Origin of the sequence: Stenotrophomonas sp. yr243 (assembly GCF_900184195.1) — a bacterium.
Classification (GTDB): domain Bacteria; phylum Pseudomonadota; class Gammaproteobacteria; order Xanthomonadales; family Xanthomonadaceae; genus Stenotrophomonas; species Stenotrophomonas lactitubi.
Genome location: NZ_FXWT01000002.1, coordinates 1,010,045 through 1,023,786, shown reverse-complemented (window position 1 = coordinate 1,023,786; position 13,742 = coordinate 1,010,045). Strand labels below are relative to the sequence as shown.

Annotated in this window: 13 protein-coding genes; 9 read left to right on the top strand and 4 right to left on the bottom strand. The window is 61.7% G+C overall.

Going from position 1 to position 13,742, the window contains the following annotated elements; all coding sequences use genetic code 11:
* The first annotated feature begins 376 nt into the window (after positions 1–376).
* The 5 genes from QOL57_RS11370 to QOL57_RS11350 all read left to right on the top strand — a co-directional run bounded on the left by QOL57_RS11370 (position 377) and on the right by QOL57_RS11350 (position 6,738).
* Entirely contained in the window at positions 377–979 is a 603-nt protein-coding gene (locus QOL57_RS11370; protein ID WP_033832432.1) for a DUF998 domain-containing protein, read from the top strand.
* A 54-nt stretch (positions 980–1,033) separates the two neighbouring features.
* Entirely contained in the window at positions 1,034–1,411 is a 378-nt protein-coding gene (locus QOL57_RS11365; protein ID WP_089237477.1) for a hypothetical protein, read from the top strand.
* Positions 1,412–1,886: 475 nt separating this feature from the next.
* The gene (locus QOL57_RS11360; RefSeq protein ID WP_089237475.1) at positions 1,887–4,232 is read left to right on the top strand and encodes an AAA family ATPase; all 2,346 of its coding nucleotides are present in this window, start codon (positions 1,887–1,889) and stop codon (positions 4,230–4,232) included.
* Positions 4,232–6,118, top strand: coding sequence for a UvrD-helicase domain-containing protein (locus tag QOL57_RS11355; protein ID WP_089237473.1), 1,887 nt, complete (start codon positions 4,232–4,234; stop codon positions 6,116–6,118). Before QOL57_RS11360 ends, QOL57_RS11355 begins: the two co-directional genes overlap by 1 nt.
* Before the next feature lie 185 nt (positions 6,119–6,303).
* A complete protein-coding gene (locus tag QOL57_RS11350; RefSeq protein ID WP_089237471.1) occupies positions 6,304–6,738 on the top strand; it encodes a DUF4279 domain-containing protein in 435 nt (144 codons plus the stop codon).
* Between the two features lie 4 nt (positions 6,739–6,742).
* Here QOL57_RS11350 and arr read toward each other — a convergent pair whose 3' ends face one another.
* Complete coding sequence (arr, locus tag QOL57_RS11345) at positions 6,743–7,177, bottom strand: NAD(+)--rifampin ADP-ribosyltransferase (protein WP_089237469.1); 435 nt, start codon at positions 7,175–7,177, stop codon at positions 6,743–6,745.
* 125 nt (positions 7,178–7,302) lie between these two features.
* A complete protein-coding gene (locus QOL57_RS11340; RefSeq protein WP_089237467.1) occupies positions 7,303–7,554 on the bottom strand; it encodes an accessory factor UbiK family protein in 252 nt (83 codons plus the stop codon).
* Between the two features lie 158 nt (positions 7,555–7,712).
* Between QOL57_RS11340 and QOL57_RS11335 the strand changes: the two genes are divergently transcribed.
* A complete protein-coding gene (locus tag QOL57_RS11335) occupies positions 7,713–8,051 on the top strand; it encodes a P-II family nitrogen regulator (protein WP_032977217.1) in 339 nt (112 codons plus the stop codon).
* 96 nt (positions 8,052–8,147) lie between these two features.
* Here QOL57_RS11335 and QOL57_RS11330 read toward each other — a convergent pair whose 3' ends face one another.
* Entirely contained in the window at positions 8,148–8,807 is a 660-nt protein-coding gene (locus QOL57_RS11330) for an RIO1 family regulatory kinase/ATPase (protein ID WP_089237465.1), read from the bottom strand.
* 441 nt (positions 8,808–9,248) lie between these two features.
* On the opposite strand from QOL57_RS11330, the gene QOL57_RS11325 reads away from it, so the two are divergent.
* A complete protein-coding gene (locus tag QOL57_RS11325) occupies positions 9,249–10,154 on the top strand; it encodes an aspartyl/asparaginyl beta-hydroxylase domain-containing protein (RefSeq protein ID WP_049465655.1) in 906 nt (301 codons plus the stop codon).
* Positions 10,155–10,414: 260 nt separating this feature from the next.
* On the opposite strand, the gene speE is transcribed toward QOL57_RS11325, so the two are convergent.
* Positions 10,415–11,269: a polyamine aminopropyltransferase gene (speE, locus tag QOL57_RS11320; RefSeq protein ID WP_089237463.1), complete on the bottom strand. Its 855-nt coding sequence runs from the start codon at positions 11,267–11,269 to the stop codon at positions 10,415–10,417.
* Between the two features lie 179 nt (positions 11,270–11,448).
* Between speE and speA the strand changes: the two genes are divergently transcribed.
* Both speA and QOL57_RS11310 read left to right on the top strand, forming a co-directional pair.
* The gene (speA, locus tag QOL57_RS11315) at positions 11,449–13,338 is read left to right on the top strand and encodes an arginine decarboxylase (protein WP_089237462.1); all 1,890 of its coding nucleotides are present in this window, start codon (positions 11,449–11,451) and stop codon (positions 13,336–13,338) included.
* A gap of 57 nt (positions 13,339–13,395) precedes the next feature.
* Positions 13,396–13,716, top strand: coding sequence for a DUF6122 family protein (locus tag QOL57_RS11310; protein WP_033832425.1), 321 nt, complete (start codon positions 13,396–13,398; stop codon positions 13,714–13,716).
* The last annotated feature ends 26 nt before the right edge of the window (positions 13,717–13,742 follow it).

The following is a 13,742-nucleotide window of genomic DNA, read 5'->3' as shown; positions in this document are numbered from 1 at the left end:
TGTTTGGAATGCCAAGGGGTTGGGGTCAATGCCGCCAAAGCCCGAGACGTTTTTGGCATTGTGGCATAGCGCGGAAAGGGGCGAGCGCCTTGCCGTGCTAGGAAAACGGCACTTCTGGAATGGAGTCGTCAGAACCTTCCGGCAGGGACGCAGGATGCGGCAAATGCGACAGCATCGGTCCGGCGGCGGTTGATGGGTACCGCGTGCTTCGCCTTCAAGCTTGAGTGACTTTCCGCCTATTGACCCCCGCAGGGCGCCACGCACATTCTGACTACCGATGTAGTCACGCAGAACTGTCCTGCCCGCAGCAGGAGGATTCTGCGGCGTTTGAACGGATTCCACCCACTGGCGCAGGCCAATACAAGGATCACTGCACGTGTTACGCCGCAATCGACTTCTTCTGTCTGCGGGTCTGGTCCCGCTTCCGTGGTTCCTGTTCTGGACCAGTGTTGCCGCCGTTTTCGCGCCGGGCTACAACCCGCTTGCACAACACGCCAGCGAGCTGCTGCAGGCGCCAACGCTCGCAAGCATCTGCGGCAGGATCGCCGCCATCGGCTCCGGCGTGGGCTTCGTGGCGTTCTCCATTGGGGTGTGGCGGGAGTCCGGTCGCCGCATTGCCGTAGGTGCCGTCTGCTGGATGGTCTTTGGCGTCTCGATGCTGACCAACGGGCTCTGGCCGATGGGCCATCCAATGCACGGCTTCTACACCATCGGCATCGCAAACATCATTGCACCGGCGATGTCGCATATCGAACTGAGCGCGTGGTCTGCCAACCGAAGGGCGTACGCCGTGACCGCTGTGGTGAGCATCGGGGGCATCGTCTATCTCTGGTTGAACGTGGTGGGAGCGGATCCGGAAGGGTTCAGGGGGCTGACCCAGCGCGTGTTCTCGTCGATCAACTCGCTGTGGCCATTCCTGGTTGCGCTGTACCTGCTGCGCCGGGGTTCAAGCGCGCAGCAGACGCAGCTCGCGCATTGATGGCAGGCATGCAGGTACACGGACGGCTGTTGAGCAGGTGGCGTTGAAATGGGGATGAAGATCTTTCGCCGCCAGCTGTTCTACGTTCAAGTGCGCCAGGACCACTTCATTGCCCGCGTGGTCGGTGGAGACAGGACCATCCGTCGCCAGTGTCACGCCCTTGGCAATCGCGCGGGGGCGATCAGGGACTTCTCCACCATCCGGCCTAAGCTGAAGGAAGTCTTCTCGGAACTCCTGCCTGGGTTCTCATTCTTCAAGCCGTGGGCGCTTCTGCACTTTGACCCGGTTGAGTATCCGATCACGAAGGAAGAGCAGGCCGTGTTTCAGAAGGCCGCCGTGCAAAGCGGCGTGAGCTTCTGCTTTCTCTCCACGTGGGAGCAACGGCATGAAGACAAGGACCTGTTGGACATGTTGAAGCTAGGACTGGCCTAGCACATTTTTCAGGGCCAAGCCGCTTCGTGATTGTGCCTGGCCGGGTTGCTGCGAGCGTCCGCTGCTGGCCGGTAGGGAACATTGGGCAGGGCAGGGTGATTATGAAGACCTATCGGGGTTGGGGCTAGGGAAGGGCTGCACTCGAGCCAAAGCAGACTTCTACCAGGACGCTCGATCGGTCAACGCGCGACGTCTCTCCAACGTTGAGTAGCGAAAGGACTTGGAGTCCAACTTCTGAATCCAAGGAGATTGGACGTGAAGAGGCGTTCTTTCGAAGAGAAGATCGGCTTTCTGTAGGATGCCGAAGTCGGCAGGGAGTCGTAGCCATTGAATGCCCGCTCATGGCCGCACGATGCCTGGAATTATCGATCCTAAGCAGACTGTAGGAAGGTTCCTCAGGTTTATACTCAGCTTGGACAAGTCGATTATTTGAAAGGTTGGTCAATGACTGCACCGACGTTAGGGGGGTGGGGCAATGCATATTAAGTTTGTTGAGATTTCAAATTTCAGGAAGCTGCTTTCGATCCGCGTCGATCTTGCAGCAACGACGACGTTGTTTGTCGGCGCAAACAACAGCGGTAAGACCTCGGCGATGCTTGCCCTACGGCGCTTTCTATCGCCACGGCGCTGCCCCTTCGAGATGCACGACTTAACCCTTTGTCACTGGCCAACTGTCATTGACATCGGAAAGCGGTGGGTCGAGGCACGTGACAAAGAAGAACTTGTCGATCTTGTCATCGACCCGTGGGTGTCAGTCCTGCCGATGCTGGATATTTGGCTGCATGTTGAATCTGGGGAGATGCATCATGTACGCGATCTAATTCCGACGCTTGACTGGGAAGGTGGCATTCTCGGCGTCCGTCTCCGCTATGAACCGAAGGACTTGAAGCTCCTCTACAAGGATTTCATGGGAGCGCTCGGTGACGCAGAGACGATGCGGGCAGCTGCAGTCGCCGCCGTGGCAGCCGAGCATCCGGACGCCGATCCGCCGCCGGCACCACCCAAGCTGACGATCTGGCCGGAGAGTCTCGTCGACTTCCTCAGTAGGCGCCTGTCGACCTACTTCACGGTTCAGGCCTATTCACTTGATCCGACCAGGCTTTTGGAGCCGAGCAAGTTTCAAGCCCAGCCCCAGGTTCTGCCACCAACGTCGCTCCCAATTGGAAGCGATGTCTTCGCTGGCCTCATTCGCGTGCATGATATTCCGGCGCAGCGTGGATTCGGCGAGGAGCAACCGTCGCAGGAGGACGAAGATGCACCGGCTGCTGTGGCGGGAAGTCGTCTTTCAGACCAGCTGAAGAACTATTACGCCAAACATCTTGACCCAACGAAAGGACCCGCTCCCAAGGATCTGGGGGCACTGCAGGCTATCGAAGCCGCGCAAGACGCGTTCGACAAGCGCCTCACCGAGAGCTTCAAGACTGCTTTCACTGAGGTCGAAGGTATGGGCTATCCCGGTGTGACCGACCCTAGGCCGCGGGTGTCGACTCGCTTGAAGGCGATCGATGGCCTCAATCACAGCGCAGCCGTCACCTTCGAGGTCGACGTGATTGCGGACGACGGCGGCATGACACCAATCCTGCGCCTGCCCGAAGCAAACAACGGCTTGGGATATCAGAATCTCATCTCGATGATCTTTCGTCTAATGAGCTTCCGCGACGCGTGGATGCGCGTTGGCAAGGCCTCAATGGCAACATCAGCTGCCCACATCGAACCGCTGCACCTTGTGTTAGTCGAAGAGCCGGAGGCACACCTACACGCGCAGGTCCAGCAAGTCTTCATCAAGAAGGCCTACGCAGTGCTGCGCACACATGAGGATCTTGGGAGCAATGCGAAACTGCGAACCCAACTCGTGGTCAGCACCCATTCTAGTCACGTCGCACACGAGACGTCATTTTCTTGCCTTCGTTACTTTCGTCGCCTCCCCGCTGGGATGGTCGCGAAAGTGCCCGTCTCAACTGTGATCAACATGTCAGAGGTTTTTGGGGCCAATGGCGAGACGGAGCGGTTCGTTACCCGATACCTGCGCGCGCAACACGCCGACCTGTTCTTTGCTGACGCTGCCATCCTCGTGGAAGGACCGGCGGAGCGAATGCTGATCCCAAACTTCATCCGGGTGCACTATGACGAGCTTAACCAGTGCTACGTCACGCTGCTTGAAATCGGGGGGAGCCATGCTCATAAGCTGAGGCCATTGATCGAGCATCTAGGCCTCCTGACGCTCGTCATTACGGACTTGGATACCCTGACGGGAACGGGGGGCAATTCAGTCCAACCCGCCAAGGGGACAGGCCAGAAGACCAATAACGCCACGCTGAAAACGTGGATCCCGGCGATGGATGACGCCGACGCCCTCATCGATGCTGATGATGACGTCAAGACCCGGCACTTCGAGGGCGATCTGCTTTTTGCAGTCCGCGTGGCTTATCAGATGCCCGTGGAGGTGGCGCCACCAGGGGCCGCGGACCCGGACACGGCAGTTCCGTACACTTTTGAAGATGCGCTTGCATTCGAGAACATTGCGTTCTTCGCAGCGTTTGAGGGGACCGGGTTGGTGCGGAAGTTTAGGGAGGCGATCAAGGCTGGCGGCGGTGCCGCGGCGATTGGCAGCCGGATGTATCAGGCATTGAAGGACGGCAAGAAGGCCGAGTTTGCCCTTGACCTATTGGAGGATCCTGGGTTCGATGGCCTGGTTGTGCCACGCTACATCGCCGAAGGATTGGAATGGCTACTGGCGCAGCTGAAGAAAAAGCAGGCCGAAATCCTGCCTGAAATTAAGCTCTCCGAACCGAACGCACCGCAACCTGAGCAGGCCCCGTGATGAGCACTGCGGATGATCTCCACGACGCCGAGGCCGATGAAACCATCATCCGCTGTCTGGATCTCGCCAAGCCGCGTAGCTTCTTTCTCTATGCGGGCGCGGGATCAGGAAAAACGCGTTCACTTGTCGAGGCCATTCGAACTGTTTGTGAACGGCAGGGCCGCAATCTGTCGATGAGTGGTCAGAGAATCGGTGTGATCACTTACACCAATGCGGCCTGCGACGAGATCAAGCAGCGCTTGGAGTTCGATCCTCGTGTCGAAGTTTCGACAATCCACGCCTTCGCGTGGTCTCTGATTTCGGGCTACGACAACGATATCCGGGGATGGATAGCTACCCGGCTGCTTCAGGACATTGCCGAGTTGGAGGAAGCGCAGGCGAAAGGGCGAGCGGCAAGCAGGGCAGCCGTCGATCGCGCCCGCTCGATAGAGAGCAAGCGGCGCCGATACGAAAACCTGGAATCAATTGTCCGTTTCGTCTACAGCCCAACCGGGGATAACCGGACGCGCGACTCTCTCAACCACTCCGAGGTGATCGCGATGACGGCAGATTTTCTTGCCGGAAAGCCGGGCTTGCGTCGCATCCTCGTCACGACGTTCCCAGTGCTATTGATCGACGAGAGTCAGGATACGAGCCGTCAGCTCATGGATTCGCTGCTTGGCGTCGAGGTGGATCACCGAACGCGTTTCTGCCTTGGGCTCTTCGGCGACACGATGCAAAGGATCTACGCCGACGGAAAAGAGCGCTTGACTGAAGCCATTCCAGAGGGTTGGGCTCGGCCGCGCAAGATCATGAACCATCGTTGCTCGACGCGGGTTGTGGAGCTGATTAATCGCGTCCGACAAGATGATGACGGTGAAAAGCAGACACCGCGGAGCGATGCCGCAGCGGGTGCCGTTCGCCTCTTCATTGCACCGCAGGGGGCGGACAAGCCGGCGACGGAAGTGGCTGTTGCCGGACGGATGCGAGAGATCACCAACGACGAGGGATGGTCCTCCTCTGAGGCCATAAAGATCCTGGCGCTTGAGCACCTGATGTCCGCTCGTCGTTTCGGCTTCGAACGGTTCTTCAGTCCGCTATACGCCGTCGAGCGCATCAGGACGAGCCTTCTGCAGGGTACGGGGGCCGGGATCGGCTTTTTTACTCGTGAGGTTCTGCCACTCGTCGCGGCACTTAGGGCAGCCGACCGGTTCGCGGCTGCGTCGATCGTTCGCAAGACGTCGCCTCTCCTTGAGCGCAAGTCGCTTGAGGAGGCTGGCGAGGATCAGGCAGCAGTGCTCGCTGGCGCGAAGGCCGCGTGCGATGGCTTACTGGACTTGGCCTCGAGCGAGGTGGTGCCTACGGCGAGGGAGGTACTGCGCTACATCGCCGAGAAGCGGCTCTTTACGATTCCAGATGTCCTGGCGCCCTTCGTGGCACCGGACGCGCCCGTCGAAGAGGAAGACGCGGCTGGCGAGGACGATGGGGAATTGAACCTCAAGACGGAACTTGGTGGATGGCGACTGGCGCTGGAAGCACCGCTCGACGAGATCGAGCGCTACGACCGCTACGTTCAAGGCACTTCAAGCTTCGACACACACCAAGGGGTTAAGGGGCTGGAATTCCCGCGCGTGATGGTGATCGTAAGCGACGAAGAAGCTCGTGGCTTCATGTTTGCCTACGACAAGCTATTTGGCGCAAAGGAAAAAAGCGAGACGGATCTGAAGAACGCGGCAGCCGGCAAGGAAACGTCCATCGACCGGACGCGTCGGCTCTTCTATGTAACCTGTAGTCGAGCCGAGGACAGTTTGGCGGTAGTTTATTACGCTGATTCTGTCGAGATCGCACGAACTGCGATGCTTAAGCAGGGTTGGTTTGCCGAGGGGGAAATTGAGGCCGTCACCTAGTTGAGGATGCACACATTCCGAATGCTCGATCTGAACTGTCGACCTGAGGCGCGAAGCCTGCGAGTAATTGCCCGTTGAGAGCCGAGCCTGCCAGTTGTCCGCTTCTATGTGTGCTATTGGTAGATAACTGAAGCCGACGCGGCGTACGGATTGAAAGAAGTACTAGAAGGGACAACTTAATTCTATTGGCAGCATTCGATCATTCCCAGGTAACCCTCCGCTTCTTCGGGGACGACCTCTTGCCAGACGAAGTCAGTGCCTTGCTCAGCGCGAATCCGACCGCCTCGCATCACAAGGGCCAGGAACTAAAAGGCAGCCAATCCGGCGTCGTGCGTGTCGCCAGGACCGGAAGCTGGCGACTTGACGCGGAGCGTCGTGAGCCTGAGGATCTGGAAGCTCAGATCTTCGAGATCCTCGATCAACTCACCGGAGATCTCGCCATATGGGCGTCACTGGCACGGTTCCGGCCTGACCTGTTCTGCGGTCTTTTCATGGGCAGCAGCAATGATGGTGTATCGCTCTCGCCTCGTGTTTTGCTCGCCTTGGGGCAGCGCGGCATTGAGCTCGGGCTGGACATCTACGATGCCGAGGAAGAAGTGCGCAACGCTCAACGCCAATAGGCCATCAGTTGATGATCTCCCCACTCCCCGAAGCAACAAACGCCATCAACTGCCGAACGAACTCCGCGTCGTAGGCTTCCCACTCCATAATCTCCCCAACAATTCGCAACGGCTCCGCACTCCGATACGACCGCGTCGGATTCCCGGGAAACTTCTTGTTGGTGACATTCGGGTCGTCCTCAAACGACCCGGTCGGCTCCACCACATACACACGCGGTCGCCCCTCACCCCGGGCCATCTCCGCAGCCAGCCCAGCGCCCTTGGCAATCGTGGTGAAGTAGATGTGGTTCATCACCACGCTGTCGCGATAGTTGGAGCGGAAGCCCGCGCTCAGCAGTTCGCCCACCGCGAGGTCAGCCCGGGTGCCGTGATAAAACGGCCCGGCAACCTGGTCGCAGGTGTCATGCGAAACGGGTGTCCATTCGGTGTCCTGCGCCATCGGCGCTACCCCTACTTGTCCTGCCGGATCGACAGGCCGGCGAGTCTAGGGCGCCGGGTGGGCCTTGCTGCAAGGCCTCAACAGGGAAATACTCTGTAAGTGGGAGGCGCGATGCGCCTCCTTTTTTATTCTGCCTTGCTGCGGCCTTCCAGCTCGCGCACCGCCGTTTCCAGCGCATCCAGCTTCTCGCGGGTCTTCAACAACACCGCGCGCTGCACTTCAAATTCCTCGCGCGTCACCAGGTCCAGCTTGGCCAGCCCCGCCTGCAGCGCGCTCTTGAAGGTGGCCTGCAGTTCCTCGCGCGATTCGCGCAGGCCCGGCGGCACCAGGTCGCTGAGGCGACGGGCGAGGTCATCGATTTGGTTCAGGTCGATCATGGGGTGCTCCGTGGGGTGGTGGGCCTGCGCATCCGGCGCGGCCACGGCTGTTCGGCAGTAAGGATACTGGTGGCCCCGGCCCGCCGGACAGGCGCTGCGGGTTTCGCACCGGCCGCGTTCAGGCGCTATCCTCCACGCCGGAATACAGGAGATAGACGATGAAGATGGTCATGGCGGTGATCAAGCCGTTCAAGCTCGACGACGTGCGCGAAGCGCTGGCCGAGCGCGGGGTCACCGGGATCACGGTGACGGAAGTGAAAGGCTTCGGTCGCCAGAAGGGCCATACCGAGCTGTACCGCGGCGCCGAGTACGTTGTCGACTTCCTGCCGAAGGTGAAGCTGGAAGTGGCGGTGACCGACGATCAGGTGGAGGTGGTGGTGGAAGCCATCGTGAAGGCGGCGGGCACCGGCAAGATCGGCGACGGCAAGGTGTTCGTGTACGACCTGGGTAGCGTGGTGCGTATTCGTACCGGTGAGCTGGACGCGGACGCGTTGTAAGGCGTTTTTGTAGAGCCGAGCCCACGCTCGGCTGGTGCAAAGAGCAGCCGAGCGTGGGCTCGGCTCTACAGAAAAGCGGTCGAGCAAGCTCGACATCTACCGGCGCTTGGCCCACTTGTAGAACCGCTTCCAGCCCTGGCGCACGGCTGCCACCCAACCCGGGTCGGCCACCAGCGCCGCCTGCGCGGCACTCGGCGCCTGGCCGGTCACGCGCTGGCGCATCTTCAGCAGGTTCTTCATGTCGCTGCGGCTCAGCTGCCGGCTCAGCGGGTTGCGGCGCAGCCAGCGCGGTACGCGCCAGGCCGAGGTGAAGTCCAGCAGCACCGGCACGCCGGCGCTGACCACCACGTTGGTGCCATGCAGGTCGTTGTGGGTGATGCCGGCGGCATGCAGGCGGGTAATCGCGTGCTGCAGCTGCTCGAACACTTCATTGCCCACGGCCTGAGCGGTGCTGAGGGTCTGGCCGGGGATGAATTCCATGCCCAGTGCCAGGCCACCGAGGGTGCCGAGCAGGGCCGGGGCGTGCTTCCAGCCGCCCAGGCGTTCCAGCATGCGCGCCTCGCGGCGCACCATCAGCCGGGCGATCGGCGACACGGGGGTGCCACGGTAGCGGGAGTAGTCCTTCACCACCGCCGGACGACCGTCCAGGCAGGTGCGGTAGACATCGGGGGCGAGGAAGCGTTCACCGCGCTTGAGCAGCAGCGGCGCCACGGCGTCATCGCCGCAGGACGGGGAGGGAGTAATGGAAGGGATCATGTGGGGTCTCGGGCGACCCGGTGGGCGGCGCTGAAGCGTCAAGCGAACCGGTACGACTTGGGTAACTGGCTAAACTTTCGTTAAGTCAATTTTAGTACCGGCGAGTTCGCTATTCCACGATTTGTCGGAGAAATGTCGGCCTCGTGGCTGGAACAGTTCGTCGCGCATTTTCGGACAATTGTGTCTCACTTTTTTCAAAGTCATTTCATTTCAATGACTTGCAAGAGCAGCCGTTGCCGCTCACACGGCCGCGCTGCGCGCCGCGCACGCCCGGCTTGACCCCGGCGCACGGCCTGCCGACCATAAGCTGTTACACGCGACATCGACGGCCGCACCCTCCCGGCACGTCCCCGTCTCCTGCCGCGTTCCCCCACTGATGCCGGCCCTGCGGCCGCATCGCCCTGTTTCCCTGTCCGGCGTGTGCTGGAGGAAAGTGTTTTGATCATCAAAATCGTACTTGCGGCGCTGTTCGTGTCCTGCGTGCTGTACATCCACTTCCGTGGCAAGGTCCGTGCGCGCTGGTCGCGCCAGCTGCTGGACCATTCCAGCTTCATGGCCCCGATCAACGTGGTCATGTACATGTTCTCGAAGGTGCCGACCACGCCGTTCCTGGACCCGGGCAAGGAATTCCCCCAGCTGGAGCCGTTGCGGCAGAACTGGCAGATGATCCGCGACGAGGCGCTGGCACTGCGCGATGCGCAGGCGATCGCCGCCTCCAGCACGTTCAACGATGCCGGCTTCAATTCGTTCTTCCGCCGGGGCTGGAAGCGCTTCTACCTGAAGTGGTACGGCCCCTCGCACCCGTCCGCCAAGGCGATGTGCCCGAAGACCACCGCGCTGCTGGAATCGCTGCCGGACGTGCGCGCGGCGATGTTCGCGCAGCTGCCGTCGGGCAGCGAGCTGCGCCCGCACCGCGACCCGTTTGCCGGTTCGCTGCGCCTGCACCTGGGCCTGGCTACGCCCAACAACGATGCCTGCTACATCGAAGTGGACGGCATCAAGAAGAGCTGGCGCGACGGCGAGTGGATGATGTTCGACGAGACCTACATCCACCATGCGCACAACGAGACGCCCGATGACCGGGTGATCCTGTTCTGCGATATCGCCCGTCCGCTGCGCTTCGGCCTGCCGGGCCTGTTCAACCGCCTGGTGGCGTCCACGCTGCTGGCCGGTGGTGCATCGCCGAACCTGCCGGGTGACCCGACCGGTGGCGTCAACAAGGCTTTCGGCAGCGTCTACAAGGTGCGGCTGAAGGCCAAGGCCCTGCGCGAGCGCAGTGTGGTGGCCTACCAGGTGATCAAGTGGGGCCTGGTGGTGGCGGTGATTGCTGGTATCTGGGCGCTTTAAGGGAAAAACAGCCGAGCGTGGGCTCGGCTCTACAGGATTCCGCGGGGCATGTTGTAGAGCCGAGCCCATGCTCGGCTTGGTCTACCGCAACCTGTCCGAAGAGCAGCCGAGCATGGCTCGGCTCTACAGAAGGCAAAAACCCGCGCTGTCGCCAGCGCGGGTTCTTGTTTTTGGGCCCCGCGCGTTCTGTTGTAGAGCCGAGCCCATGCTCGGCTGCATTTCGCGCAGAAGCAGCCGAGCATGGGCTCGGCTCTACAGGATCAACCCTTCAGCGCCGCCTTCACGAACGGCGGGGTCACCAGCACGCCGGTGTGCAGCGCGGCGGTGTAGTACAGGGTGTCGAAGGTCTTGGCGGCCGAATCGGCCTGGCGGAAGTCGAAGCTGCTGTCGCCCTTGCGCGCCAGGGTCACGCTCCACCAGCCGGTGGGGTAGCACGGCTGCGGGAACGGCAGGGTCTTGAACGAGCCGAAGCCCGCCTTGCCCATCTCGGTACGCATTTCGTTGATCAGGTCCAGCTGCATCAGCGGCGACTCGGACTGCTGCACCAGGATGCCGTCGTCCTTCAGGGCCTTGAAGCAGCTCTCGTAGAATGCCTTGTTGAACAGGCCTTCGCCCGGGCCGACCGGGTCGGTCGAATCGACGATCACCACGTCCACGCTGCCGGCCGGGCAATTGGCCATGTAGGCCACGCCGTCATCGAACATCAGCTCGGCGCGCGGGTCGTTGTTGGAATCGCACAGTTCCGGGAAGTGCTTGCGCGCCATCACCGTCACCTGCTCGTCGATGTCGCACTGGGTCACGCTCTCCACGCCCTTGTGCTTGAGCACTTCGCGCAGGGTGCCGCAGTCGCCGCCGCCGATGATCACCACGCGCTTGGGGGCTGCGTGGGTGAACAGCACCGGGTGGCTGATCATCTCGTGGTAGAAGAAATTGTCCTTGCTGGTCAGCATGATGGCCCCATCGATGGTCATCAGGTTGCCCCAGTCGGTGGTCTGGAAGATCTCGATCTTCTGGAACGGCGACTGCACTTCGTCCAGCTTGCCGGTGATGCGGTAGCCGATGGCCGAGCCGGTGCGCTCGAAGTGTTCGATGTACCAGTTGCTGTTGTCAGTCATGGGAAAGCATTCCTGTTCGGAAGGGATGGAGCCGGGCTGAAGGCGGGGTGCCACGCATCCGGACGGATCGGCCCGTTCAGGTTGGAACCTGCCGCGGGCGCGGGCGCGCATGATAACGAACCTGTGGGCATATAGGCGTTATCATGCCCCCCCTTTTATTTGCCACAAGGCCGACTGCAATGACCGATTGGTCCCTCGACCAAGCCCGCAAGACCTACTCGATCCCGCACTGGGCGGATGGTTATTTCGACGTGGATCAGGCCGGGCACATGGTGGTGAGACCGACCGGGGCGGATGGCCCGGTGGTGTCGCTGCCCAAGGTGGTGGATGCTGCGCGCGCGGCCGGCGCCAAGCTGCCGCTGCTGGTGCGCTTCCCGGACATCCTCGGCCAGCGCCTGGGCAAGCTGCAGGCCGCCTTTGCGCAGGCCCAGCAGGATTGGGACTACCCGGGCGGCTACACCGCTGTGTACCCGATCAAGGTGAACCAGCACCGCGGCGTGGCCGGCACCCTGGCCAGCCACCACGGTGAGGGCTTCGGCCTGGAAGCGGGCAGCAAGCCGGAATTGATGGCCGTGCTGGCGCTGTCGCGCCCCGGTGGCCTGATCGTCTGCAACGGCTACAAGGACCGCGAGTACATCCGCCTGGCCCTGATCGGCCGCAAGCTGGGCCTGCAGACCTTCATCGTCATCGAGAAGCCGTCCGAGCTGAAGCTGGTGCTGGAAGAATCCAAGGCACTGGACGTGAAGCCGGGCCTGGGCGTGCGCATGCGCCTGGCCTCGCTGGGCGCCGGCAAGTGGCAGAACAGCGGTGGCGACAAGGCCAAGTTCGGCCTTTCCCCGCGCCAGCTGCTGGACCTGTGGAAATCGCTGCGCGATACCGAGTACGCCGACTGCCTGAGCCTGCTGCATTTCCACATGGGCTCGCAGATCTCCAACGTGCGCGACATCGCCAACGGCATGCGCGAGGCCACCCGTTACTTCGTCGAACTGTCACAGCTGGGTGCGAAGATCACCCACGTCGACGTGGGCGGTGGCCTGGGCGTGGACTACGAAGGCACCCGTTCGCGCAGCTTCTGCTCGATCAACTACGGCCTGAATTCGTACGCCAGCAACATCGTGCAGCCGCTGGCCAATGCCTGCGAAGAACACGACCTGACCCCGCCGCGCATCGTCACCGAGTGCGGCCGCGCGATGACCGCGCACCACGCGGTGCTGATCGCCAATGTGTCCGAAGTGGAACAGGCGCAGGAAGGCCGCGTGCCGGACCAGCACGACGATGAGCCGGCTTCGATCCGCCACCTGCGCGAGATCCACGAAGAACTGGACGTGCGTCCGGCGGTGGAGCTGTTCCAGGAAGCACAGCACTTCCACGCCGAAGGCCTGTCCAGTTATGCACTGGGCCAGATCGACCTGCCGCAGCGTGCGCGCATCGACGATCTGTTCTATGCCATCGCCCACGGTGTGCGTGCGCGCCTGAGCTACGACGAGAAGAGCCATCGCCCGGCACTGGATGAACTGAACGAGCGCCTGGTCGACAAGTACTTCGTCAACTTCAGCGTGTTCGAGTCGATTCCCGATGCGTGGGCGATCGACCAGGTGTTCCCGATCGTGCCGATCGAGCGCCTGAACGAGACGCCGGATCGCCGCGGCATCATCGCCGACATGACCTGCGATTCCGATGGCATGGTCAAGACCTACGTCGAGAACGAAAGCCTGGACAGCTCGCTGCCGCTGCACGCGATCAAGCATGGCGAGAGCTACCGCATCGGTTTCTTCATGGTCGGTGCCTACCAGGAAATCCTCGGCGACATCCACAACCTGTTCGGTGATACCGACGCGGTGGAAGTGCTGGCCGATGCCGATGGCTACGCCATCACCCAGCAGCGTCGCGGCGATACCACCGACGTGATGCTGGACTACGTGGGCTACAAGCTGGATGACCTGCGTGCGGCCTACGCCGACCGCGTGGCATCGGCAGACCTGTCGCCGGAGCGTGCGCAGGAACTGTCCGAAGCGCTGGAAGCGGGACTGACCGGTTACACCTACCTGTCTGACGAGCCACTGGTCTGATGATTGCGGGAACGCCGGGCATGGCCCGGCGCTACCGGCGGTGATGAGCCCCGTCTGATGAGCGCACGCGCGATCTTCCACCTGTTCCTGCATGCCGCCGTGCCAGCGTTGCTGGCATGGCTGTTCTGGCGCAAGCGCTTCGCCTCGGCGTGGCTGTTGCTGCTGCTGGGCTGGATCATCGACCTGGACCATCTGCTGGCCGATCCGATCTACGCCCCGAACCGCTGCAGCATCGGCTTCCATCCACTGCATACCGCGCCGGCGATTGCCGTGTATGCGGGCCTGTGCGTACCGAAGAAGACGCGGCTGGTGGGGATTGGTTTGATGATCCACATCGTGCTGGATGCCATCGACTGCTGGTGGATGCACCACCGGTAGTTGCCGACCTTGGTCGGCGCTCTTGA